Source organism: Mesobacillus sp. S13 (assembly GCF_020422885.1).
In the GTDB taxonomy this organism is placed as follows: domain Bacteria; phylum Bacillota; class Bacilli; order Bacillales; family Cytobacillaceae; genus Mesobacillus; species Mesobacillus selenatarsenatis_A.
This window is the reverse complement of the sequence record NZ_CP084622.1, coordinates 2129867-2150114: the sequence shown is the minus strand read 5'-3', so window position 1 is coordinate 2150114 and position 20248 is coordinate 2129867. Positions and strand designations below refer to the sequence as shown.

Genomic DNA, 20248 nt, shown 5'->3' with positions numbered 1-20248 from the left:
AAGGCTCTTGCGAGAAAAACAAACTGGAAAATTGCTGGCCGATTACCATCTGGAAACCTATCTGCAGTGTCCGTACAAGTTTTATCACCGCTTCGTGGCAGGCAAGAAACTTAACGAGTATAGTTGGCGCCAAGTGGTTCAAAATTCGGTTAATCTAATTGTCCATCAATACTACAGCCTGCCTCCTAACGCAAGGAGCAAGGTTGCCGTATTAAGGTTGATTCAGCAATACTGGAGCCACATTCCTCTGCATCTGTTCCAAGACAAAGCTCAATATTATACGATTCTAGCGAAAATGACTGACCATTTACTGCAGGCTCTGACTAAAAAGGAAATCGACAACTCCCCTCTTTTCCTTTATGAACAATTCCAAACTTCGATAGAGGAAATCAATGTTTCTCTCAAGTTTGAGGTTGGCAATTGGAGTGACCGCAGTTTCACTGTTACAAAGTTTCTGGTGGATGCAGATGATTCGATGGCAAAACTGTATACATATTTAACAATCTTGTTTTCCCATACAGCTTTCGGGATGCTTCCTGAGAAGGTAGAAGTAATCACCCTTCTTGATGGAAATCATTTTCAATATTCCCCTGCAGAAACAGATGTCCAACTAGCTAAAGCTTACTTTACCGAACTCAAAGAAAATATAAGGAGGCCAGAAGAATATACACATATCGTTTCACCACAGAATTGCAGCCATTGTGTATACGAGGTCGAATGTAACTTTAAAAATGAAGTGAGGGACGATAAAAAACCTGGTTACTTCCACTAGTCATAAAAACTCCTTGTTCAAGCATTTTAATCCTTCTAGTCTTTGAAGGACAATCTGTTAAAGGGTAAAATAGGGATACAATGACAAGAATGAGGAGTTTGGTATGGCAAAATATAAAAAACAACGTCAGGAGAGCTGGGAACATAAATATGATACGCTCGATTTGAAAAACCTGCTGACGATACTGAAGGAAAACCGCCGCGACATCCAGAACAACCAGCAGTTATACTATGACCCTGAACAGGATGAACTGGACATCAAGGATTATTACCGCGGTGCGCAGGATTTGGATTTGTCCGGACTGGCCCTGTTTTATAAATTCCATACCATCGTATTCCAGTCCCATAAGAATCAGCTTCCCTACTTCCTCGCAAAGGATTTGTATTTGTACACATGGGTCGACCTTTATCCGGATGGAACTGCGAAAAGCATTTACTCCAGCCAAATGAAGAATCCTGAATCCTTGCTGATTGAGGATAATGAAACACTGCGGGAAAAGTACGATGAATTCAGAAGGCGTTCCAGGAAGGTCCAGGTGAATGGCTTTGACTCAATCAAAGAGCTGAAGGTTTTTGAGGACCATTTTAAGATGAATACAGAGCACATTGTTCCTCAGTCCTGGTTCGAAGGTGCTGAACCGATGAAGGGCGACCTGCATCACCTGTTTGTCTGCGAACCGGATTGCAATATCTCACGTTCGAACTACCCATTTTCCGATTTTGACTTTTATAACCCAGAATCGGAAAACGAGCCCATTCAGAACAACTGCGGTGTCACCACAGGCTTCCAGTTCGAACCCGAACACGGCAAAGGAGCCTCCGCACGGGCTATGCTTTATTTTTTCCTTAGATACCCCAAAAGAGTGAAGAATGAATTCAAAAAGAAGGTCGACATCGCCCTGCTAACCCGTTGGAATGAAGAATTCCCGCCCACGCTATATGAGAAGCATCGCAATCAGGCCATCTACTATATCCAGGGAAACCGTAATCCATTTGTTGATTTTCCAGAGCTCGCAAAGAAAATTGATTTCCCATGGTAAAGCTGAACTTCTTGTTCGGCTTTTTTATATGTAATTGGTTATCTTTGAACTTTCATTAATTTCAACTTGTTCCCGTGATTCCTGAATCCGAGCTTTCAGGGGCATATGTTCCGCCATCTTGTTCTCGTGATTCCTGAATCCAAGCATTCACGGGCATATGTTCCGCCATCCTTTCCAACTATTTATTGAGTAGGTTCATAAACCACGTTTACACTTGCGAAAAGCTTGATTCAGGATCAAGTTGTTATTTAGTATTTCTCTACTCTTATACATTGAAATTAAGGTTTTAGCAGACCTTATGATAGTAGTGAAATATATCTTAGTTCCAAACAGAATGTTTGGCATGTATCTAATCTTGAATCATAATGAAGACACCGTGTTTGTTAGCAGCATACCGAGAAATTTTGAGGAGGAATTATACATGAACTCAATAAAAGGAAAAACAGCTATTGTTACTGGAGCAGGCAGAGGAATTGGACGAGCAGTTGCGGTTGCACTTGCTAAGGAAGGTGTCCATCTTGGATTGATTGGTTTGACGATGTCCAACCTTGAAAAATTAACAGAAGAACTTGAGCAGTTTGACGTGAACATTTCAGCTGCATCAGCCGATGTCTCTGATCTTGAAGCAGTCGAGCATGCGGTAGAGCATATCAAATCAGATCTTGGTGCGATTGATATTCTAGTCAACAATGCCGGAATTGCAAAATTCGGCGGCTTTATGGATTTATCTCCTGAAGAATGGGAAAAGATTGTCCGCGTCAACCTAATGGGTGTGTACAACGTGACAAGAGCAGTATTGCCAGAAATGGTTGAAAGAAAATCGGGTGACATTGTGAATATCTCCTCTACTGCAGGACAAAAAGGTGCACCAGTCACAAGTGCATACTCCGCTTCCAAATTCGCAGTGCTCGGGTTGACAGAATCGCTGATGCTCGAAGTCAGGAAGCATAATGTCCGCGTCACGGCTTTGACTCCAAGTACTGTGGCAACTGATCTGGCAGTCGAAAGCAATCTCATCAGTGGAAACCCTGAAAATGTCATGCAGCCAGAAGATTTAGCCGACCTTCTTGTCGCAGGGTTGAAACTGCACCCAAGAGTCCTTCTAAAATCAGCTGGATTATGGTCAACCAATCCGTAAACTATATACAAATGTTAAAAACAGGAACCTTTATAGTTCCTGTTTTTACTTTTATGAACTTGAAGTCCTTCTCACAAAAAGGTTGAAATACAAAATCACTAAAATTAGAACCATAATGGCAAAGTAAAGGCTAAATATGCCTGGAATTACTGTGGCCATAATATTAGGATCTCGAGCAAGCACTAAAAATGCAGATGTAACAAAGGCAAGTAAATGCCCTGCCAATGTAAGGTGGAACGCTTTGCGACAGTTATGGAAATTGGATTCTTGTAATTTTTTTATTTGTTTAGAAAGTAGAAATGAAAAATAAATAAATACGATAAAATATAGCATCAAAAGAATATATATTGGTATTTTTGATGGTGGAAGGTACAGATTGAAAACATTCTCTGCTATCCCCTTTTCATCTAACCAAAATGCTAGGTGGAAAATAAATAGTAAAATACAAATTCCGAAAAAGACCAATTCACTTAGTGCTATTCGAAAAAACATCCTTATAGTCGACATTAGCCATTCCCCTTGTCATTCACATTATTGAACTGTCTTTAGTATTAAGTCCATTCAATTGGCTTCTTCAGCTTATAAAATGGTATTTTTCTCTTCAGCTATCCTTCTTCAACCTTTTGTCACAAAAAAGGGATTAGAGAATACTATTTAGTTACAACTCTGCGCCTTACCCCTCAAGTAAACTCATATAATACAGAGCATCACCATCTTCCGTTTCGACATAAATCATCCCTTTATACCCATCATTCGTTTCATACAACAGAGTTCCTTTCGGTAACTTTGTTGCGGAAAAATTGGTGAAAAACAGGCTGGATGTCGTTACTTTTTTGATCTTCCCGATTTCCTCCCCTTTTTGAATTTGATTCTTTTTTTCTTGAAACCATTCTAGTTTCGTAACATTACTATAGATCAATCCATCATATTTCAGGATATCCGCGTCTTCGTTCTGCTTTAGAACGTCTCGTGCAGTCACTTTCCCGCCATCTGCACTGCAGCCAGCCAGCAACAGGAATACTAGAGTTAGGAATATAAATAGGACATTTTTTATTCTCACGCCTTTGCTCTCCTTTCAGATTCATTTTCCATATTACTGCGTCCCTGTCCATCCCCAAGCAAGCAGCATACATAAGTCTCTCACAGGGTATACTCAAATAGATGCTCATATATGGGAGGTTTTACTAGTGAAAGAAAGCTCTTCAACAGAACGATATATGCCTATGACTTCAACAATGAGCGGGATGATTCAGAATGGGGAGAATGGTGTCTACAGCCTGACTGTCCAAATTGTAAATGTTTGTTTTGTTCGTGTTTCCGAAGAACCAGGTGACTGGGTGCTGATTGATGCAGGAATGCCAAAGTCTGCTGATAAAATCATTGAAGCAGCAGAGGAGCTTTTTGGTGAAGGAGCAAGACCAAAGGCTATCATACTGACACATGGCCATTTTGATCATGTCGGCGCCATCATCGACTTAGTCGACCGCTGGCAGGTTCCTGTCTATGCCCATCAGCTAGAGTTACCTTTTTTAACAGGTCAACAAGACTATCCTAAACCAGATGCCACTGTCGAGGGTGGCCTCGTAGCCAAAATATCTCCTACTTTCCCGCATGAAGGAATTGATCTTGGAACACATGTACAAGCTCTCACCGAAGATGGAACCATCCCGCATATGGACGGATGGACATGGCTTCATACACCGGGACATACACCTGGCCATGTCTCACTATTCAGGGAAGCCGACCGCGTCCTGATTGCCGGCGATGCCTTTGTCACGGTCAAGCAAGAATCTCTCTACAGTGTGCTGACTCAGGAACAAGAAATTAGCGGTCCCCCACGGTATTTGACGACCGATTGGGAAGCAGCCCGCGCCTCCGTCCAGAAGCTGGAGGCACTGCAGCCTACGTATGCCATTACCGGGCACGGAATCCCGATGGCAGCTGGGACTTTAAGAGAAAACCTCAAAACGCTCGTTGATGAATTTGATGACATCGCCATCCCTGACTACGGGAAATATGTGGATGGAGAGAAATAAATGGTTACAAGGGCTTGCCTGGGACGGCAGGCCCTTTTCTATTTATTTCAATTCCCAAATACAGTCCCGAATGAACTAATCCCCCAATTTTTAAACAAAAAGTAAGTTTAAAGATTATATTCCACAAAAACAGCGTTAATCCTCCCCAGAGATTAACGCTCTTATTTCACGGATCAAGCAAGACCGGACCTTCCTCAATGCCCTTAATCCATCTATATTCCTGACCATCCAAGCCCTTTTTCATCCATACATCAGTCTTATTGCCAATCTGACGCAGCCATGTAATAGTCGTTTCGACAACTTGTGGCTCACGATCGAATTCGTTCTTTTTCGGATGGGAAATCTGTGTCTGTTCATCTGTTTTTAAATCGATGGCATACAATGCAGTGAACATTGTTGGAACCGGTCCCTCATCCCACTCCTTGTTTTCTTTCGAACGAGCTACAATCACTTTATCAGGAGAATACCAATCCAAATCAAGATCGACATACCCTTCAGGTGTGTATTGCTTTTGCTGGATTGCTGCAGGCATATCTGCGATGGTGGTTTTCTTGTTTTCCACCAAAAACCTTCCTTCCCCTGAAATATAGGCAAGTTGATTTTCTGATGGCGCCCACTTCATCCAGTCTTTAAAGCCCAGCATATTCCCTACCGCCTGAAATTGTTTTCCCTCGTTGTTCACAACACATAATGTATTGCTATCCATAGACCAGGAAGCCGTTGGAATCAAGATGAAAGCAACCCATTTGCCGTCATGACTCCATTTGAAAAAATCAGCATCGATCCCGAACAAGTCGGGTTCACGTGTTTTAATTGTATAGAAGGATTCCATCTTATTTTTATCAAGATTCGCGGTGACAGGTATTTTATAAAGTGGAACAGGTCCCCATCCGGTTGGCCGCAAACTTGATTGAGAGGAGACAATGAATTCCCTTCCATTTGGGAACCATTCAAATCCACTGACACCCAGCGCCACATTTTCGAAACCCTTAGGCCTGCCATCCTTCATTTTCGTCACATTCAGCACACCATGTGAATTATATGCTAATTGATTTTTAATCGGTGACCATTTATAATCAGAGGTTTCAATTTGATAAGGCTGAAAGCTCTCTTTTTCATGGGTATCATAAATGAACAGATTCGACTTTTCACCCTGTTCATCACCGTCAATATAGGCAATGAACCGGCCATCATACGACCATTTCGGCGATTGCACAAATCGGCCTTTGGTCACCTGTATCTCCTGATCGCCAGTTTTGATCCACAATTGGTGATCACGGACAAAGGCAGCAGTAAGCGGTGCATCAGCAACTGCCTCTACTGGTAAAAGAAAAAATAACATTGCATACAATAAGATCCTCATTCTCATGAACATCCCTCCTATACATAGGGTGTCCTGGCATTGGAGGAGGATTCTTATTGAAAGGGTTATTTTACGATAAAAATGGGTAAAGAATTGGTATAGTAACCAACTTGCTTGCTAAGTACTTTCTGCTGAGCTTTCTTTTGTCGGGTGGTAAAAGAGGGTTTTGCGGGAGGTGGTTATGTGAGCAAAATCTATGGAATTCCCTATCTGGTCGTATACCTGGCCTCGGCAGGCTTTCCGCTAACCGAGGAACAGATCCAGCAATACATTGCTGAGAAAGACATCCCGCATCTAAGACCTACTCAAAATCTATATGTCTTCAACTCAGAGCATATTGATTGGTGGATCCAGACGAAGCGGCTGGACCATAGATGAAACCCTGCGATTCGCAGGGTTTTACTTTTTAGCAGTATAAGTGTCTTATTCATTGAGTTCGATAAAATAATGGTCCTTGCGGTAAGAAACAGCCTCCATCGTGGCGATCAGGCTTTGCTCATGAAAGATCTCAATTCGATAAAATCCCGTACGAAAGTTCCGTCTAACTTCAATTGCACGCGCGACTATTCTGTCTCCTGAATTAGCTGCTTCAATAAACTGGATGTTTGTCGATAGCCCGACAGAGGTTTTTCCATATGCATTACAAGCTACCGAAAATACATGGTCCGCCAAAGCGTACAAAACTGCTCCATGAACAGTTCCATGTGCGTTCAACATATGGTCCTGGACTTCGATCTGGGCTTCTGCTAAACCAGCCTCAAATTTCGTTAGCTCAATCCCTAATGATTGTGCATATGGGTCATTTTTGACTAAATGATAAATTTGTTCGTAGTGTTTTTCATGAATTTGATTCTCATCTATTTTCTTCTTCAAGATGGCATCCCTCTTTATCTGAAAAAGTGGTTTCGCTTGAAAACCCTCTTACCCTTCATAAACTTTAACGAATATCGTCCCAAATAACTTTTCTCCGATATACGCCTCCAACTTCCACAAACCTTCTTTAGGAAGAGACATATTAGAAGGAACGTGCTGATCTGCTCCGTTATTCGGACCTGCCAAAGGGCGACCTTCCAATATCGTAATCTGTTCCCCGCTTCCTTTATGGACAGCGATCACCTTTAATTCACCCTTAAACTCTTCCCCATTTCCCCAAAAGTGCCACATATATTTTTTTGTTTTATCAGGATAAAATTTCGTCACTTCCGTGTTATCATAAATAAACCCTAAACGTCCTTCCTCGCCAATCATCTGATAATTATCGACCTTAAACATTGGACTTTCTTCCCAATCATCAGCCGCACTGACCACCTTTTCTTGTTCTGGCTCTGATTTATCGATCGAGTGATCATCACAAGCAGCCATTGTAAAAAAGAAAACTAAAACAACCAGGAACATGGATAACTTCAAGCAAACACCTCCTATCGGATTTAGGGAATTACTTACAATTAGGAGTTCTCCTTTTTGTGTCTGTTTACCTCCTCCGGTTTGATAGTTTGTCAATTGACACGTTCTTTCTATTTACAATAAATTCGAGAATATAAAAGTTAATGGATGTATTTATGGGAATAGAAAAAGCAAAAATAAGAATCCCTAAACTTGCAAAAAATCCTTCTACTCCTTTCAAATAAAACACTTTATAAAATATAATCAATGCAGCTGACAATATAAGTGTATTTATTAAAAACCCCATCAACAATCCCAGCCATTTACTGCCTTCCTTTTTAAAAAACCAAATAGATATTAAAGAGGATAGAATTAATGAAAAAAGTAAAGTAAGATAAACCGCTATATTCATGTAAATCACTCCTGAAAAGGCATGGGACTAACTTTCAATGAAGAAAATTTTCACTAAATTCCTGAGACTTAACAGAAAATAAGGCTTACATCCTGTATTAGTACACACTTCATGAATCTTACATTCTATAAACCTAAGCTTAATTCCTCTAAATCTAAATGGCAGATAGTTACTGATTAATAGAAATCTCGATTTCTAAGACCAATATTACCTTGTAATTTAACGGTTAGTATCATTATTTATACGGTAGGCTCAATTAACTTAACGGTTGGAGCATTTAATTTAACCGTTAGCACGATTAATTTAACGGTAGGAACAACTTTTTAGTGCGTATCTCAATTTTTAATCCTAGTTGAACAGATTTTAATTCAGTTTGACCCATTTTCAATCCCCGTTAGGATTTTAATCCCCGTTGATTCATATTTAATCCCCGTTGAACAGATTTTAATCCCCGTTGAACAGATTTTAATCCCCGTTGCTTCATTTATAATCCCTGTTGAACAAACTTTAATCCCCGTTGATCCGTTTATAGTCTCTGTTGAACACGATTTATCTCCAGTTGGTCCGGATATATCTCCAGTTAACCAATTTATGTCTCCAGTTAATCAATTTATATCCCCAGTTAATCAATATATATCTCCAGTTGAAATCAAATGATATCTCCAGTTAATCAAACTATATTTCCGGTTTTACAAGATTAATCACATATTGGCCTATTCAAGGAGAACATCATCATACTGAGCAAACAAAAGGCTGAGTCAGCAAGTGCCGGACTCAGCCACAGAATTCCTGAAGTTAGATGATTTCATTTTCCTTAGGTTAGTTCGCCTTCTTTTCATATTTAAGCACGAAAAGTGGTTCATTTTCCATCCACTCGGCAAATAGCACATCTTCAATGTGATGGATTTTTTGCTTTTCTAATTCATTTTTCAGCCATTGTTCATCGAGACCAGCTTCTTTAAGGTTTTTGCTCACCACTTCGCCATCGAGAATCATATTGACTGGCAAGTTGGGATCATCTGCTTTGATTTTCAGATCGCTATTTTTAGGTGTGTCATAATCTGCTTTGGGCAGGACACTGACCATTCCATTCGTTTCTATGATTGCGTATTCCACTTCCCTGAGGGAAAAATAACCTTGTTGTCTGACGAGACTTTGCAACTGGTTGATATCCAACTTCGCTTTTTTCAGTGCCTCGAATTTAATCTTCCCTTTGCGCACCACAATGTTCGGCTCGCCCTCCAGCAGCTTCCTGGATGACATGAATTTTTGTGTAACTGTCTCTGTCACATAAACAAGAACTCCCCATAAGGTAACGGCAAACGCAATTTCGCCAATCTTCACTTCGTGATCATAAATCGCATTACCTACGAGTTCGCCTAGGATGATAGCTGAAATGAAATCAAAGGGAGTAATCTGAGAGAACTGTGTCTTCCCTTGCATTTTTGTCATGATAAATAAAAAGACAAATCCACTTGTTAACTCTACTGCAATTGATAAGTAATGATTCAACACTCCCACTCCTTCCATAACATTATGGGAAAATTTTAGGGAATTGAACCGTCCTTTTTCAAAAATCCTCCATAATACGACAAAACTAAAATTTCCTGTCATAAAAACAAGAAATATTCTATTCCCATATACCGGTAAAACTTGTAACTTTTATGAAAAAACATCGTTTATAAGGATGTAAACAGCAGGCCATGACTATTTGAACAGTTTGGCTCTGAAAATTTATTCAAGGAGGATAGGGAATGAAAAAACTGATAGTTGCTATGATGCTACTTGTATCGCTTCTATTTTTCGAGGCACCGGCAGAAGCTGCTGGCGGGGACATGATTATCATCAATAAATCCAACAATCAACTAGCTTATTATAAAAATGCTAAGCTGGTAAAAACCTTCAAGGTGGGAACCGGGAGGAAAGCTTCCTATACACCAGAAGGCACGTTCAAAGTGGTGAACAAAATCAAGAATCGTCCATATTACAGCGGTAAGATACCTGGGGGAGATCCAAGGAATCCGCTTGGCGACAGATGGCTTGGTCTAAACGCGAGGGGAACATGGGGAACAACGTATGCGATTCACGGAAACAATAACCCTAAATCCATCGGCGGTTATGTAAGTGCCGGCTGCATCAGGATGTTCGATAACGAAGTGGAATGGCTTTATGATCAAGTTAAGGTCAACACACCAGTTGTCATCACATCATCCAAGAAATCCTTCAACGCAATCGCATCTGCTAACGGATATAAAGTTACCGGCCAGGCATCGGTTCCAGTGACAGCTGTACCAACAAGCAGCTCTGTCCTTAAAAAAGGCATGCGAGGAGCTGAAGTTAAACAACTGCAGCAGGCGCTTACCAATAAAGGATACAGCACAAAAGGAATTGACGGGGTATTCGGCCCTGCTACAGAAGCAGCCGTTAAGAAATTCCAAAAAGCGAAGAATCTAAAAGTGGACGGTATCGCCGGCCCAGCCACTAAAAAAGCTCTTGGGATGAAATAGGAAAAAGACGGTCCTCCACTCATAGGAAGGACCGTCTTTATTTTACACGCCTCTGACTAGTTCCCTCATCGAGTTCAGCTTTTCAGAAAGCTCCATGAACCATTCTTCATCGCCAGTAGCAAGTGCCAAATCAATGAGGTATTGAATTTGTTCCTTGTTTTTCACCTTCGGGTCAGGCAGTTTCTTCACTCCATTTGTGGTCAATGTAATAGTTTTGCCCACCATGGTTTCATCATCACTTGATGTAATCGTTGCATTTACCTTTTCATCCAAAATATCAAGTGACTCTATATATCCGATGAATAATTCTCCATCCCTGGATTTCCCCTTGATCCAATCGCCTACTCTTAAAATCGTGTCATTATTGGACAACATATAAGTCACCTCTTTTATTATAATCTGTAACTTTTCTTATTACATTTCATGCAGGAAAAATCTCAGCTTACTCACAGCAATCTTTTTCCTGTCTAATCAAATCCACTACTTCTTTGATTGAATATTGTTTTAAAAATTCACCCAAGTGTTCTTCTGCACCGAGGAAAATGGCAAACAAGACCTTGTGCATATTCGCACCGACCATACACTTTTCGTTCGAATCAGGGCATTTTGGCTGCAAGGCCCCCTCGGATGTCAATTTATAGATATCCCAGAGATTCACTTCATTTAAGTCGAGGGCAAAAATGAAGCCACCGCCCGTTCCTTCTTTTGATTTAATGAATCCATGTTTCTTTAACAGACCCAATACTTTCCGAATCCTCACTGGGTGGACGCCAGCACTCTCAGCGATTTCGTCACTCTTAGACATCCTGTCCGGCTGAAGTGCTAGCAAGGTTAAACTGTGAATGGCAAGGGAAAAATCACTATTCATAACCTGCCTCCTTACAATGGCTAACTCTCACATTCTGTCATTTTACATATTATAGACAAAGTGTCGGAAATTCAAATTTCCCGCTTTTAATTAGCCATGCTTTCCCATTCAAGTCCTGTAAATGTCCGAAGCTTTCTTGGCAAGAAGCTGCGGATTTCTTCCTCATTGTACCCAACCTGCAAACGTTTATGGTCCTGGATAATTGGACGTCGCAGCATCAGCGGATTTCTTCTGATCAGTTCATATAATTGATTCAGCGGAAGCGAGTCAATATCCACATCCAGCTGCTTATAGGTTTTTGAGTTAGTCGAAATGATCTCTTCTGTTCCATCCTCTGTCAAGCGAAGAATCGATTTGATTTCATCGACAGTGAGTGGCTCAGATACAATATTTCTTTCAATAAAATCAATTTCATGCTCCTGCATCCACGCTTTTGCTTTTCGGCAGGAAGCACAGCTTGATGTAATATATAAAGTTACCATCATTCACAGCTCCTTCGTTTAACTGTAAAAATAAAAATTACAGATAATCAACAATAGAATCTCAATTCATCTAAATTTAACGATACTGTAATAATAAACTTTACAGTTAACAAAGTCAATAGCCGTTTCAATCTCTTCACCCTTTCTTCACCCATTTTCTCATCCTTTTAAAAATAGGCTCATCCCTTCGAAACTCTGTTGTAATCATCTCGTCAAATTATTTGAGGTGATAATAAATGAAGAAAATTAAACGTTTTGTGCAGCTCAGTTTAAGTCTCTTGTTGATGATATCATTACTCTTTTTCGCCAATGGATTCGGGTATGCTGATGATGGTGCTGTCACGGTAAAAAAAGGCGACACTTTATACAGCCTTTCCAAGAAATACAATCTGACAGTAGAGGAATTGAAGGGTTTCAATGGTTTGAAAAACAACACGATCTATATTGGCCAAAAACTCCTCCTTCCTGGCCTGAAGGAATCAGAACCGATGTATTCAGTTGTCGGGGGTTCTTTTTCCAAGAAAGAAAATGCAAATAAGCAAATCGCAGTCCTGAAAAAGAAAGGGATTGAAGCTACAGTCATCACCAAAGTCATTGACGGTAAAACCTATTACCGCATTCAGGCTGGAGCTTTTTCAAAAAGGACCAATGCAGAAAAACAAAGAGAGCTCTTGAGTAAGAATGGCATTCAAGATGCTTACATTTTAACGAATAAGAATCTTCACATTCATGGTGTATACAATGGCTCCACATACAGCCAGCTTCTGCATCAATTCGGGCAACCAGTAAAAACCGAGGACCAGCTGAATATCAGATCTCTCTATTATGATGATGAAGGTGCAGGAGTCCGAGTGAATTTTAATATGGAGAATGGCTCCGTATTCGGTCTGCAGGCCTACCCTGAATTTTTAAAGCTTGGTACTCTTCCGAAAGACAAAACCCAGGTGATCAATGTGTACGGATACCCGAATGCCGTAAAAAACACTTCTTGCTACGAAAGCGCAACTTGCGAACAATTTATCTACCAATTTAACAAAAGCAAATTGATCATCCAGTTCGACCGCGATGGAAAGACTGTTCAGTATTTTGATTTGAGCAGAATGCAATAAAGTGCATAGAGGCCGCCACTAGGCGGTCTTTTTTCCTTCAGCACTATTTTTTGGATAGAATTCTTCCATGAATAAATAATAAAGGAGGATATATTTCATCTAAAAGGAGAAGAATCAAATGAAAAAAATACTGTTGATGGGTTTCATTCTTTTGGTATCGCTGAATATGATGGCTGGAACAGCCCCTGCTTACGCTAAACCACAGCATAAATGCATGACCAAATCTGAGGTTAAGTTTGAAAATGATTTCAGGAGACTATGGGTAGACCATGTATTGTGGACAAGTAATTATATTACAAGTGCGACAACAGCAGGAGCCGAGGATCAAAAAGATGTGCTTGAAAGGCTCCTGAGGAACCAGGAAGATATCGGAAATGCCATTAAACCGGTGTACGGAGAGGAAGCTGGAAACAAGCTGGCTGATTTGTTGAAAGAGCATATTGTTCTAGCGGGTGGAATTGTTGAAGCAGCAAAAAGTGGAGATCAAACAAAGCTGAATCAACTTAACAAAGAATGGTATCGAAATGCGGACGATATCGCTGCCTTCCTCAGCAGTGCCAACCCAAACTTAAAAATTGATGAACTTAAAAAGTTACTGTATGCACATCTTGAATTAGTCGCAGATGACTTGAATGCAAGCTTGAAAAAAAACTGGCAAGCACGAATCGTTTCAATCGATGATGGTATGACCCATATAATCATGATGTCAGATGTTATTTCTGAAGCAGTTGTAAAGCAATTCCCTGATAAGTTCAAGAAATAGCCATTCATAAAATCCTGGAGTCTTAGAGGGCTCCAGGATTTTTTGCGATTTTCTTTTTTCAACATACTTCCTCCAGCTCACACCCTGGTAATAATCCTGCTTGGACAGGCATAAGGTTTAATGTAAATTGAACAAAAGGGGCCAATACTATTGAAACGAATGATCGCACTTTCATGCTTACTGTTACTTTGCGTTTATTTGGTTTATAACACACCTCAAATTTCCAAGAAAAACACCGAGGTTGAAACAGTGGAAACAGGAGCAACGAATGACTTAGAACCAAATGAAGAAATCCTAGATGTAATCCTGCCTGAATTTGAATATGTACACGAGAAAGATAAAGACAAAGAAGTGGACGGATACATCGTTGAAACATACAGAGAGTATGAAGTTCACCGTGACCAGAACGGCAACATCATAAAACAGATGCCAACTTCGAACTATGAGTATGTGAGATATAAAAATTACTAAGCCGTTTTATCATAAAAATAAGTAATGAAATCAACCATCCAATACAACAAAAGAGCCCAGACTACGATGATTAACACACCTGCTATCCAATTATTCTGTTTCATCTTGCCAGTTGCAGCCACTTTTTCACGCGAATGCTGTATGACATGATCTGGCAGTATTTTTAAAAGAAGGGCAATTCCTAACGGGATCAGGATCAAATCATCCAGATAACCCAGGATCGGGATAAAATCAGGTATCAAATCAATGGGACTGAATGCATAGGCGACAACTATAATGGCAATTAGTTTTGCATAAAAAGGTGTATCTGGGTGTTTATACGCTTCGGCAATCACAAAGATATCTTCTTTGATTATTTTCATCCGCGTTTTAAGTTTTTGAAATGCTGCTCCCATAAGATTCACTCCATCTTTCTATTCTACTTTTATAAATAACGAAAGCCTGGCACAATGTCCAGGCCTTCTTGCATTTCCATTAAGAAGCTGCTTTCGTTTTCAGCAGACTGATGCCCATTCCAATGAAAACAATTCCAGTCAGACGGTTTAGGACAATTCCGGCTTTTGCATTCTTTCTGAGTTTTGATGTTGCCATTGAGGAAAAATAAGCTGTCAACAGGCTCCACGTTCCCCCGGTCAATGTGAATGTCAGTCCCAGAATGATGAACGGCAGCGGGCTTGCGTTACCTGCATCAGCGGAAATGAATTGCGGCAAAAATGCCAGGAAAAACAAAGCGACCTTCGGGTTCGTCACATTCGTGATCATGCCCTGAAAAAAGATTTTTTTATTGCTTTGTATTGGCAGGGCTTTCTGCTCCTTTCCGTGGCTCTTTTCCATTACCATCTTTATTCCCAAATAACCGAGATAGATGGCACCCGCAATTTTTATGGATTGAAACAAAAAGGCTGACTGCGTCAATATAACAGATAAACCGAAAGCGGCAAGCAAAGTATGGACAACCACTCCGGAAGAAATTCCAAGAGCCGAATAGATGCCCGCCGTTCTTCCTTGAGATATGCTTCTGCTCACAATATACATCGTATCTGTGCCTGGAGTTAAATTCAACAGGATCGCCGTTATTAAAAACACTTCAAAATTACTGATCCCAAACATCGTTCATCTTCCCCTACCGTATATTATCTTTCTATTAAACTACATTCTGCTGATGCTGCTGAATGTAAGCTGTTAACGCTTCTTTCAATTGCTGGATTTCTTCTATTGTATTATAAGGCGCAAGCCCGATTCGCACCCAACCTCCTGTTGAATAGACATTGAGAACTTCTGCCATTGTGGAGGCGTAGAAGTCCCCATCTGCGACACACATATTGTAATTTTCCGAAAGCCATGCCGTTACATCGCGTGAACGACGACCTTCAATGGTAAAAGCAAATGTAGGTGTCCTGCGTCCAGAAGCTGCACGATAGAGCGTCACCTCCGGCAGGCTTCGCAAAAAGCTTTCCACTTCCGCTGCCAGCTCAGTTTCATGATCATCGATTGCATGCATTCCTGTCACCAGTCGTTCCCTTCTCGTCTCCCCATAACCCAGTTCTTCAATGAACTGAATCGCCCCCATTAGCCCTGCAATTCCTTCGTGATTTTGAGTGCCCGTTTCGAGCTTGTAAGGAATTTCAGCAGGTGCCGGCTTCAGTTTATAGACAGGAAGTTTTTCGAATAAGCTCTCCCGTACAACAGCGATGCCAACATGTGGACCGAAGAACTTATAGGCAGAACACAAAAGGATGTCACATCCTAATTCCTGGACATCGATCGATAAATGCGGCACTCCATGGACGGCATCGACCACCGCTAGAGCTCCAACTTCCTTCGCACGTTCTATGATTGGCTGCAAGTCCGTTACAGTCCCTGTCACATTCGATGACATCCCAGCTGCCACAAGCTTTGTTTTATCAGTAATGATTTCATGTAAATCCTCTAATTTTAAAGTGAAAGATTCAGGATTCAGTTTAATGAATTTAATCGTCGCACCGCAGTCCCTGGCAAGGGTAACCCATGGATCTACATTTGCACGGTGGTCGAGCTCTGTGACCACAATTTCATCGCCTTCTTTAATAAAACCAGCCAGACTTCGTGCAATGGCAAAAGCATGTGTCGTCATATTGGCACCGAACGCTACTTCTTTCGCCTGGCATCCTAACAAATCAGCAACAGTTTCGCGGGCTTTATCCAGCAACGCATCCGTATCGGCACTTGTGTTGAAGGTTCCATGTAGGTTTGCCATGCCATTCCTTATGTACCGATACATGTACTCCATCGCCTGATCGACCATTTGTGTACCGCCCGGCCCGTCAAAATAAATCACTTTTTTTCCATTGTCTTCGCGATTTAACGCCGGGAATCTATCCCTCACCTGTTCAATTGGAAACATATTAGCCAACCTCCATCACTCCTTCTGCCAAATTTAATTGTATTTCCTTTCATTATGTCATAATTTTCTAATAATTACAGGTGTAATCTTTCGACAAACGAAAGAGGACCATCTTCAACGGCTCCTCTTCCATCCTTCTCATTATTCCTCTTCGGGAAAATACGGACAAACAATAAAGCATTGACCGCTCTCTGAACAAACAATCTGGCAATCTTCGAATGGTTCCACGCCAGCTCCGTAGCAGGCTAAATAACAAATTGGTCCGACACAAACCAATACACAATCATCCGGCACTTCACTTACAGGAATGACCCTTAATCTTGGAAAAGGCACGCTATTCACTCGATGGTCGCAAAACAAATCAGATAATTCACCTTTTTGATCCTTTCTATCCATGATCTCACCTCCATACCATCAGGGTATTCATGGAGGGAGACAAGTGTATGGATGGTAGTTAGGAAAAGAAGGAATTAGGCGTGCTCTACTGCTTGTTAATAACAATCGATAATTTATAGCTCACATGATTGCTCAAGCCTGTCAGGAATTCATCTAATATTTCATTTGATGGAAATTTGCATTCTAGCAGGTAACAGCTTTCTCCACTGACTTTATAGTTGTTCAACACGGATGTTCCATGTTTTTTTAAAAATGAAAGATAAGGTTGATGATTCGTGGTTTTCGTAAAAACATGTATAATGGCGTGAACGGAATAGCCCATTTTCATTTGGTTCACTTTTATCGTATACCCTTCAATGATTCCCAGATCCTCTAACTTGGCGACTCTAGATGAAGCAGCCTGGCCTGTCAAATGTACTTTTTCACCCAGTTCCTTCATCGTAATCCGGCTGTTAAGGGTCAGTTCCTCTATAATTTTCAAATCGGTGGTATCCAACATTTTTTCAAATCCTTTCAATAATCAAGTGAAAGAGCAAAAAGACTTGATTTAAGCTATGTAAGTCAAAAGCGGTCTTATTATAAACTATATATACATTATAGAAAAGGAGCTAATAAATATGAATATACAACAAATTCGAAATGCAACATTAGTTGTACAATATGCCGGCAAGAAGTTTTTAATCGATCCATTTTTGGCTGAAAAAGGATCATACCCTCCCTTCCCAAATTCATTAAGGCAGGACCAAAACAATCCTTTAGTCATCTTGCCGTCCTCTATTGATGACATTATTAATGATGTGGATGCGGTCATTGTAACTCATTTACACTTGGACCACTATGATGATGCTGCCAAAGAGGTACTTCCGAAGGATATAAAAATCTTTGTACAAAATGAGGAAGATGCCAATTCTGTCAAAAATGACGGATTTAAAAATGTTGAAGTTTTACAGGAAGATACAGTATTCAAAGACGTTCAGTTAATTAAGACCAAAGGCGAGCACGGCAGAGGGGAAATATTAAAACTAGCCGGTCTGGTGTGTGGTGTCGTCTTTAAGCATGATACCGAAAAAACCTTATATGTTGCAGGAGACACAGTCTGGTATGAAGGTGTACAGGAAGCCATCGATTCCCACACACCTGAAGTTATTGTCGTTAATGCGGGGGACAATCAATTCCTTCAAGGCGGTTCACTTGTCATGGGGAAAGACGATGTTCTTGAAGTCCATAAAGCCGCTCCTTCTGCAAAAATAATCGCCAGCCATATGGAAGCAGTCAACCATTGGACTATATCAAGAGAAGAACTAAAAAGCTTTCTGAATGAACATGGAATCTCCACCAGTGTCTTGGTACCGAATGACGGAGAGTCATTTACTTTTTAATAAACATAACAGGAAAACTGCTCAGAATATAAAAAGTTCTGAGCTTAACTCGTTGATCCGCAAGCGGTGGTCTGTTTAAGTAAATCCTGCTTCCTCTTTTTGCAAGAAAGGATGATTGCTTAAATAAAGAAGATTTTCAAAGTACACACATATAAACCTCCAAGTGTGATACACTTTATTGAACGTCTAATATGTTACAACTCGATGGGGTGCTTATTTGGAAAGTATGCAGTTAAAGGAAGTCAATGAACTTGCCGGCCTTACCAAGGGACATGGGTTATATTTTTTTAAGGATCAGGAGCTGTATGTCAGCAGATTGGTTGATTTTGTCCTTTCCGGTCTGGATCGTGATGAATATTCCATCATTATTGAAAATGACAGATTCATCCCCTTGATTACTAAAAGACTTAAAGAATCATTGGATGAAAGAAAATTCGATAAAGTTAAGTTCGTCAATAACTATGACTTTTATTATGCCAAGGGCGATTTCAATGTAAATTCTATTTTTGATTACCTCCCCAACTTAATCGATGGTTATTCAGAAATGGATGTAGTGATACGCACCTGGGCGCATGTAGAATGGCGGGATGATCACGAAATCAGCCAAAAATTGATTCTATCTGAACAAGCGGCCGATGTCATTGTCAGCGATACTGAACTTCTTTCTGTTTGTGCCTATGATTCAGAGCGGGTCAGCATGGAAATAGAAACAGGCCTTCTGAATTGCCACAACTTTCTTATCAAGGATAAAGCATGAATAAACCAGGCTCACCTATCAAGTGAGCCTAATTATTAACGTTTTTTGGACTATATACTAAGCTAATAAATAAGTTATAATTTCCGGGAACCGTTTCTTGAAGGCTTGATAATTATGTTCCGCTCCTTCAATCACTTTCAGTTCCGCCTCTATTCCTTTCTGCCGGATCAGCCCGAATATCGCTAGGTTGGTCTCCAGGAATGGACCGGCGAGTTTCTCTCCCCCTTCTTTTGTTCCGCAATCCAGATATACTTTTTCCATCTGAGATATATCTGCCGTTTTCAACAACTGCTCCATTTTCTCCTGGTTACGGTAAAAACCTGAGGAAAGTCCTGCGATTCTTTTAAAAATCCGAGGGTAAGTGCACGCAGCATATACAGTGACTAATGCTCCCAAAGAAATGCCGGCCATATAGGTTTCTGCCGGGTCTGTACGATACTTCGAGTCTATTAGAGGCTTCAACTCATTCACAATAAACTCGACGTACTCCTTACCCTTCCCGCCTTCAGAACTCGGTTTGCCAAGAAGCTTCGCTGTGTATTCACCATTCTTCCAGGGACAATATTCATTGATCCGCTCCGGAGAATTCTGGTCAATCGCCACGACTATGAGCTCTACATCGTTCTTTTCCAGATAGTCGTGCAGCTCCAACGCAACACCGCCAATCGCCTCTTCATTGCCAAACACATTCTGGCCATCATGCATATACAGAACAGGATACATATTGCCTTTATCCTTAGAAGGCACATAAACTCTGATGTTTCTTTCCTCTCCAAACAATGACACTGCGAAACTTTCAATCATAACAGGCACACTCTTTCTTTTTAATTTGAAGAAAATTTTACCATATACATGTGATTCCTACTAGAAAAAAATACAGAAAAAAAGCATGGGATGTCCCATGCTTCAGTTTGTAGACAAAAGGGGTTCGGAATGCTCTCATTCCGAACCCCTTTTTGGATTTCATCGAATTTTTCAAAGGAAATAGAC

General features: G+C 40.6%; 26 protein-coding genes. 11 read left to right on the top strand and 15 right to left on the bottom strand.

All coding sequences use genetic code 11. From position 1 onward, the window contains the following. The first annotated feature begins 7 nt into the window (after positions 1 to 7). The 3 genes from LGO15_RS10990 (at position 8) to LGO15_RS10980 (ending at position 2949) form a co-directional block, all read left to right on the top strand. The gene (locus tag LGO15_RS10990) at positions 8 to 772 is read left to right on the top strand and encodes a PD-(D/E)XK nuclease family protein (RefSeq protein WP_226087593.1); all 765 of its coding nucleotides are present in this window, start codon (positions 8 to 10) and stop codon (positions 770 to 772) included. 103 nt (positions 773 to 875) lie between these two features. After that, entirely contained in the window at positions 876 to 1811 is a 936-nt protein-coding gene (locus LGO15_RS10985; RefSeq protein ID WP_226087592.1) for an endonuclease I family protein, read from the top strand. Between the two features lie 421 nt (positions 1812 to 2232). After that, on the top strand, positions 2233 to 2949 hold the full coding sequence (locus tag LGO15_RS10980; RefSeq protein ID WP_167830473.1) for a 3-ketoacyl-ACP reductase: 717 nt from the start codon (positions 2233 to 2235) through the stop codon (positions 2947 to 2949). A 673-nt stretch (positions 2950 to 3622) separates the two neighbouring features. On the opposite strand, the gene LGO15_RS10975 is transcribed toward LGO15_RS10980, so the two are convergent. Next, entirely contained in the window at positions 3623 to 4009 is a 387-nt protein-coding gene (locus LGO15_RS10975; protein ID WP_226087591.1) for a hypothetical protein, read from the bottom strand. Positions 4010 to 4166: 157 nt separating this feature from the next. Between LGO15_RS10975 and LGO15_RS10970 the strand changes: the two genes are divergently transcribed. Then, positions 4167 to 4985, top strand: coding sequence for an MBL fold metallo-hydrolase (locus LGO15_RS10970; RefSeq protein ID WP_226087873.1), 819 nt, complete (start codon positions 4167 to 4169; stop codon positions 4983 to 4985). A gap of 166 nt (positions 4986 to 5151) precedes the next feature. On the opposite strand, the gene LGO15_RS10965 is transcribed toward LGO15_RS10970, so the two are convergent. Beyond that, on the bottom strand, positions 5152 to 6354 hold the full coding sequence (locus tag LGO15_RS10965; protein WP_226087590.1) for a translocation protein TolB: 1203 nt from the start codon (positions 6352 to 6354) through the stop codon (positions 5152 to 5154). Between the two features lie 177 nt (positions 6355 to 6531). On the opposite strand from LGO15_RS10965, the gene LGO15_RS10960 reads away from it, so the two are divergent. After that, positions 6532 to 6726 carry a hypothetical protein gene (locus LGO15_RS10960; protein WP_226087589.1) on the top strand — a complete coding sequence of 65 codons (195 nt, stop codon included), beginning with the start codon at positions 6532 to 6534 and terminating at the stop codon, positions 6724 to 6726. Between the two features lie 45 nt (positions 6727 to 6771). Here LGO15_RS10960 and LGO15_RS10955 read toward each other — a convergent pair whose 3' ends face one another. The 4 genes from LGO15_RS10955 to LGO15_RS10940 form a co-directional block, all read right to left on the bottom strand. Further along, a complete protein-coding gene (locus LGO15_RS10955; RefSeq protein WP_226087588.1) occupies positions 6772 to 7221 on the bottom strand; it encodes a PaaI family thioesterase in 450 nt (149 codons plus the stop codon). A gap of 48 nt (positions 7222 to 7269) precedes the next feature. After that, positions 7270 to 7755 carry a DUF4871 domain-containing protein gene (locus LGO15_RS10950; RefSeq protein WP_226087587.1) on the bottom strand — a complete coding sequence of 162 codons (486 nt, stop codon included), beginning with the start codon at positions 7753 to 7755 and terminating at the stop codon, positions 7270 to 7272. A gap of 64 nt (positions 7756 to 7819) precedes the next feature. After that, positions 7820 to 8143: a hypothetical protein gene (locus LGO15_RS10945; protein WP_226087586.1), complete on the bottom strand. Its 324-nt coding sequence runs from the start codon at positions 8141 to 8143 to the stop codon at positions 7820 to 7822. Positions 8144 to 8962: 819 nt separating this feature from the next. After that, complete coding sequence (locus LGO15_RS10940) at positions 8963 to 9655, bottom strand: DUF421 domain-containing protein (protein WP_226087585.1); 693 nt, start codon at positions 9653 to 9655, stop codon at positions 8963 to 8965. A gap of 242 nt (positions 9656 to 9897) precedes the next feature. On the opposite strand from LGO15_RS10940, the gene LGO15_RS10935 reads away from it, so the two are divergent. Beyond that, positions 9898 to 10650, top strand: coding sequence for a L,D-transpeptidase family protein (locus LGO15_RS10935; protein ID WP_226087584.1), 753 nt, complete (start codon positions 9898 to 9900; stop codon positions 10648 to 10650). Positions 10651 to 10692: 42 nt separating this feature from the next. Here LGO15_RS10935 and LGO15_RS10930 read toward each other — a convergent pair whose 3' ends face one another. From LGO15_RS10930 to spxA, 3 genes are all read right to left on the bottom strand, one after another. Further along, positions 10693 to 11025, bottom strand: coding sequence for an IDEAL domain-containing protein (locus tag LGO15_RS10930; RefSeq protein ID WP_226087583.1), 333 nt, complete (start codon positions 11023 to 11025; stop codon positions 10693 to 10695). Positions 11026 to 11092: 67 nt separating this feature from the next. Continuing rightward, positions 11093 to 11518, bottom strand: a complete 426-nt coding sequence (locus tag LGO15_RS10925) for an RrF2 family transcriptional regulator (protein ID WP_167830463.1) — start codon at positions 11516 to 11518, stop codon at positions 11093 to 11095. Positions 11519 to 11604: 86 nt separating this feature from the next. Beyond that, positions 11605 to 12000, bottom strand: coding sequence for a transcriptional regulator SpxA (gene spxA / locus LGO15_RS10920; RefSeq protein ID WP_226087872.1), 396 nt, complete (start codon positions 11998 to 12000; stop codon positions 11605 to 11607). 236 nt (positions 12001 to 12236) lie between these two features. Here spxA and LGO15_RS10915 point away from each other — a divergent pair, with 236 nt between their 5' ends. The 3 genes from LGO15_RS10915 (at position 12237) to LGO15_RS10905 (ending at position 14343) form a co-directional block, all read left to right on the top strand. Continuing rightward, positions 12237 to 13109 carry a LysM peptidoglycan-binding domain-containing protein gene (locus LGO15_RS10915; protein WP_226087582.1) on the top strand — a complete coding sequence of 291 codons (873 nt, stop codon included), beginning with the start codon at positions 12237 to 12239 and terminating at the stop codon, positions 13107 to 13109. Positions 13110 to 13227: 118 nt separating this feature from the next. Beyond that, complete coding sequence (locus tag LGO15_RS10910) at positions 13228 to 13872, top strand: glycosyltransferase (RefSeq protein ID WP_226087581.1); 645 nt, start codon at positions 13228 to 13230, stop codon at positions 13870 to 13872. 150 nt (positions 13873 to 14022) lie between these two features. Then, the gene (locus LGO15_RS10905) at positions 14023 to 14343 is read left to right on the top strand and encodes a hypothetical protein (RefSeq protein ID WP_226087580.1); all 321 of its coding nucleotides are present in this window, start codon (positions 14023 to 14025) and stop codon (positions 14341 to 14343) included. On the opposite strand, the gene LGO15_RS10900 is transcribed toward LGO15_RS10905, so the two are convergent. From LGO15_RS10900 to LGO15_RS10880, 5 genes are all read right to left on the bottom strand, one after another. After that, a complete protein-coding gene (locus LGO15_RS10900; RefSeq protein ID WP_226087579.1) occupies positions 14340 to 14738 on the bottom strand; it encodes a YkvA family protein in 399 nt (132 codons plus the stop codon). The genes LGO15_RS10905 and LGO15_RS10900 overlap by 4 nt on opposite strands. A gap of 79 nt (positions 14739 to 14817) precedes the next feature. Then, on the bottom strand, positions 14818 to 15453 hold the full coding sequence (locus LGO15_RS10895; RefSeq protein WP_226087578.1) for a LysE family translocator: 636 nt from the start codon (positions 15451 to 15453) through the stop codon (positions 14818 to 14820). 34 nt (positions 15454 to 15487) lie between these two features. Next, on the bottom strand, positions 15488 to 16726 hold the full coding sequence (locus LGO15_RS10890; protein ID WP_226087577.1) for a cysteine desulfurase-like protein: 1239 nt from the start codon (positions 16724 to 16726) through the stop codon (positions 15488 to 15490). Between the two features lie 141 nt (positions 16727 to 16867). Next, positions 16868 to 17122, bottom strand: coding sequence for a hypothetical protein (locus tag LGO15_RS10885; protein WP_167830456.1), 255 nt, complete (start codon positions 17120 to 17122; stop codon positions 16868 to 16870). Between the two features lie 85 nt (positions 17123 to 17207). Then, on the bottom strand, positions 17208 to 17621 hold the full coding sequence (locus LGO15_RS10880; protein WP_167830455.1) for an Lrp/AsnC family transcriptional regulator: 414 nt from the start codon (positions 17619 to 17621) through the stop codon (positions 17208 to 17210). A 118-nt stretch (positions 17622 to 17739) separates the two neighbouring features. Between LGO15_RS10880 and LGO15_RS10875 the strand changes: the two genes are divergently transcribed. Continuing rightward, the gene (locus LGO15_RS10875; protein ID WP_226087576.1) at positions 17740 to 18501 is read left to right on the top strand and encodes an MBL fold metallo-hydrolase; all 762 of its coding nucleotides are present in this window, start codon (positions 17740 to 17742) and stop codon (positions 18499 to 18501) included. Between the two features lie 226 nt (positions 18502 to 18727). Next, positions 18728 to 19258 (top strand): MEDS domain-containing protein, encoded by a 531-nt coding sequence (locus LGO15_RS10870; RefSeq protein ID WP_226087871.1) that lies wholly within the window; start codon positions 18728 to 18730, stop codon positions 19256 to 19258. A 57-nt stretch (positions 19259 to 19315) separates the two neighbouring features. Here LGO15_RS10870 and LGO15_RS10865 read toward each other — a convergent pair whose 3' ends face one another. After that, on the bottom strand, positions 19316 to 20062 hold the full coding sequence (locus LGO15_RS10865; RefSeq protein ID WP_167830452.1) for an alpha/beta hydrolase: 747 nt from the start codon (positions 20060 to 20062) through the stop codon (positions 19316 to 19318). Between the last annotated feature and the right edge of the window lie 186 nt (positions 20063 to 20248).

What these genes read in the sequence shown, in the direction of transcription:
- LGO15_RS10880 (WP_167830455.1), bottom strand. Translation starts at nt 17,621, where the DNA reads ATGTTGGATACCACCGATTTGAAAATTATAGAGGAACTGACCCTTAAC.
- LGO15_RS10890 (WP_226087577.1), bottom strand. Translation starts at nt 16,726, where the DNA reads ATGTTTCCAATTGAACAGGTGAGGGATAGATTCCCGGCGTTAAATCGC.
- LGO15_RS10965 (WP_226087590.1), bottom strand. Translation starts at nt 6,354, where the DNA reads ATGAGAATGAGGATCTTATTGTATGCAATGTTATTTTTTCTTTTACCA.
- LGO15_RS10885 (WP_167830456.1), bottom strand. Translation starts at nt 17,122, where the DNA reads ATGGATAGAAAGGATCAAAAAGGTGAATTATCTGATTTGTTTTGCGAC.
- LGO15_RS10875 (WP_226087576.1), top strand. Translation starts at nt 17,740, where the DNA reads ATGAATATACAACAAATTCGAAATGCAACATTAGTTGTACAATATGCC.
- LGO15_RS10915 (WP_226087582.1), top strand. Translation starts at nt 12,237, where the DNA reads ATGAAGAAAATTAAACGTTTTGTGCAGCTCAGTTTAAGTCTCTTGTTG.
- LGO15_RS10925 (WP_167830463.1), bottom strand. Translation starts at nt 11,518, where the DNA reads ATGAATAGTGATTTTTCCCTTGCCATTCACAGTTTAACCTTGCTAGCA.
- spxA (WP_226087872.1), bottom strand. Translation starts at nt 12,000, where the DNA reads ATGGTAACTTTATATATTACATCAAGCTGTGCTTCCTGCCGAAAAGCA.
- LGO15_RS10980 (WP_167830473.1), top strand. Translation starts at nt 2,233, where the DNA reads ATGAACTCAATAAAAGGAAAAACAGCTATTGTTACTGGAGCAGGCAGA.
- LGO15_RS10895 (WP_226087578.1), bottom strand. Translation starts at nt 15,453, where the DNA reads ATGTTTGGGATCAGTAATTTTGAAGTGTTTTTAATAACGGCGATCCTG.
- LGO15_RS10935 (WP_226087584.1), top strand. Translation starts at nt 9,898, where the DNA reads ATGAAAAAACTGATAGTTGCTATGATGCTACTTGTATCGCTTCTATTT.
- LGO15_RS10970 (WP_226087873.1), top strand. Translation starts at nt 4,167, where the DNA reads ATGCCTATGACTTCAACAATGAGCGGGATGATTCAGAATGGGGAGAAT.
- LGO15_RS10865 (WP_167830452.1), bottom strand. Translation starts at nt 20,062, where the DNA reads ATGATTGAAAGTTTCGCAGTGTCATTGTTTGGAGAGGAAAGAAACATC.
- LGO15_RS10870 (WP_226087871.1), top strand. Translation starts at nt 18,728, where the DNA reads ATGCAGTTAAAGGAAGTCAATGAACTTGCCGGCCTTACCAAGGGACAT.
- LGO15_RS10910 (WP_226087581.1), top strand. Translation starts at nt 13,228, where the DNA reads ATGAAAAAAATACTGTTGATGGGTTTCATTCTTTTGGTATCGCTGAAT.
- LGO15_RS10945 (WP_226087586.1), bottom strand. Translation starts at nt 8,143, where the DNA reads ATGAATATAGCGGTTTATCTTACTTTACTTTTTTCATTAATTCTATCC.
- LGO15_RS10930 (WP_226087583.1), bottom strand. Translation starts at nt 11,025, where the DNA reads ATGTTGTCCAATAATGACACGATTTTAAGAGTAGGCGATTGGATCAAG.
- LGO15_RS10900 (WP_226087579.1), bottom strand. Translation starts at nt 14,738, where the DNA reads ATGGGAGCAGCATTTCAAAAACTTAAAACGCGGATGAAAATAATCAAA.
- LGO15_RS10985 (WP_226087592.1), top strand. Translation starts at nt 876, where the DNA reads ATGGCAAAATATAAAAAACAACGTCAGGAGAGCTGGGAACATAAATAT.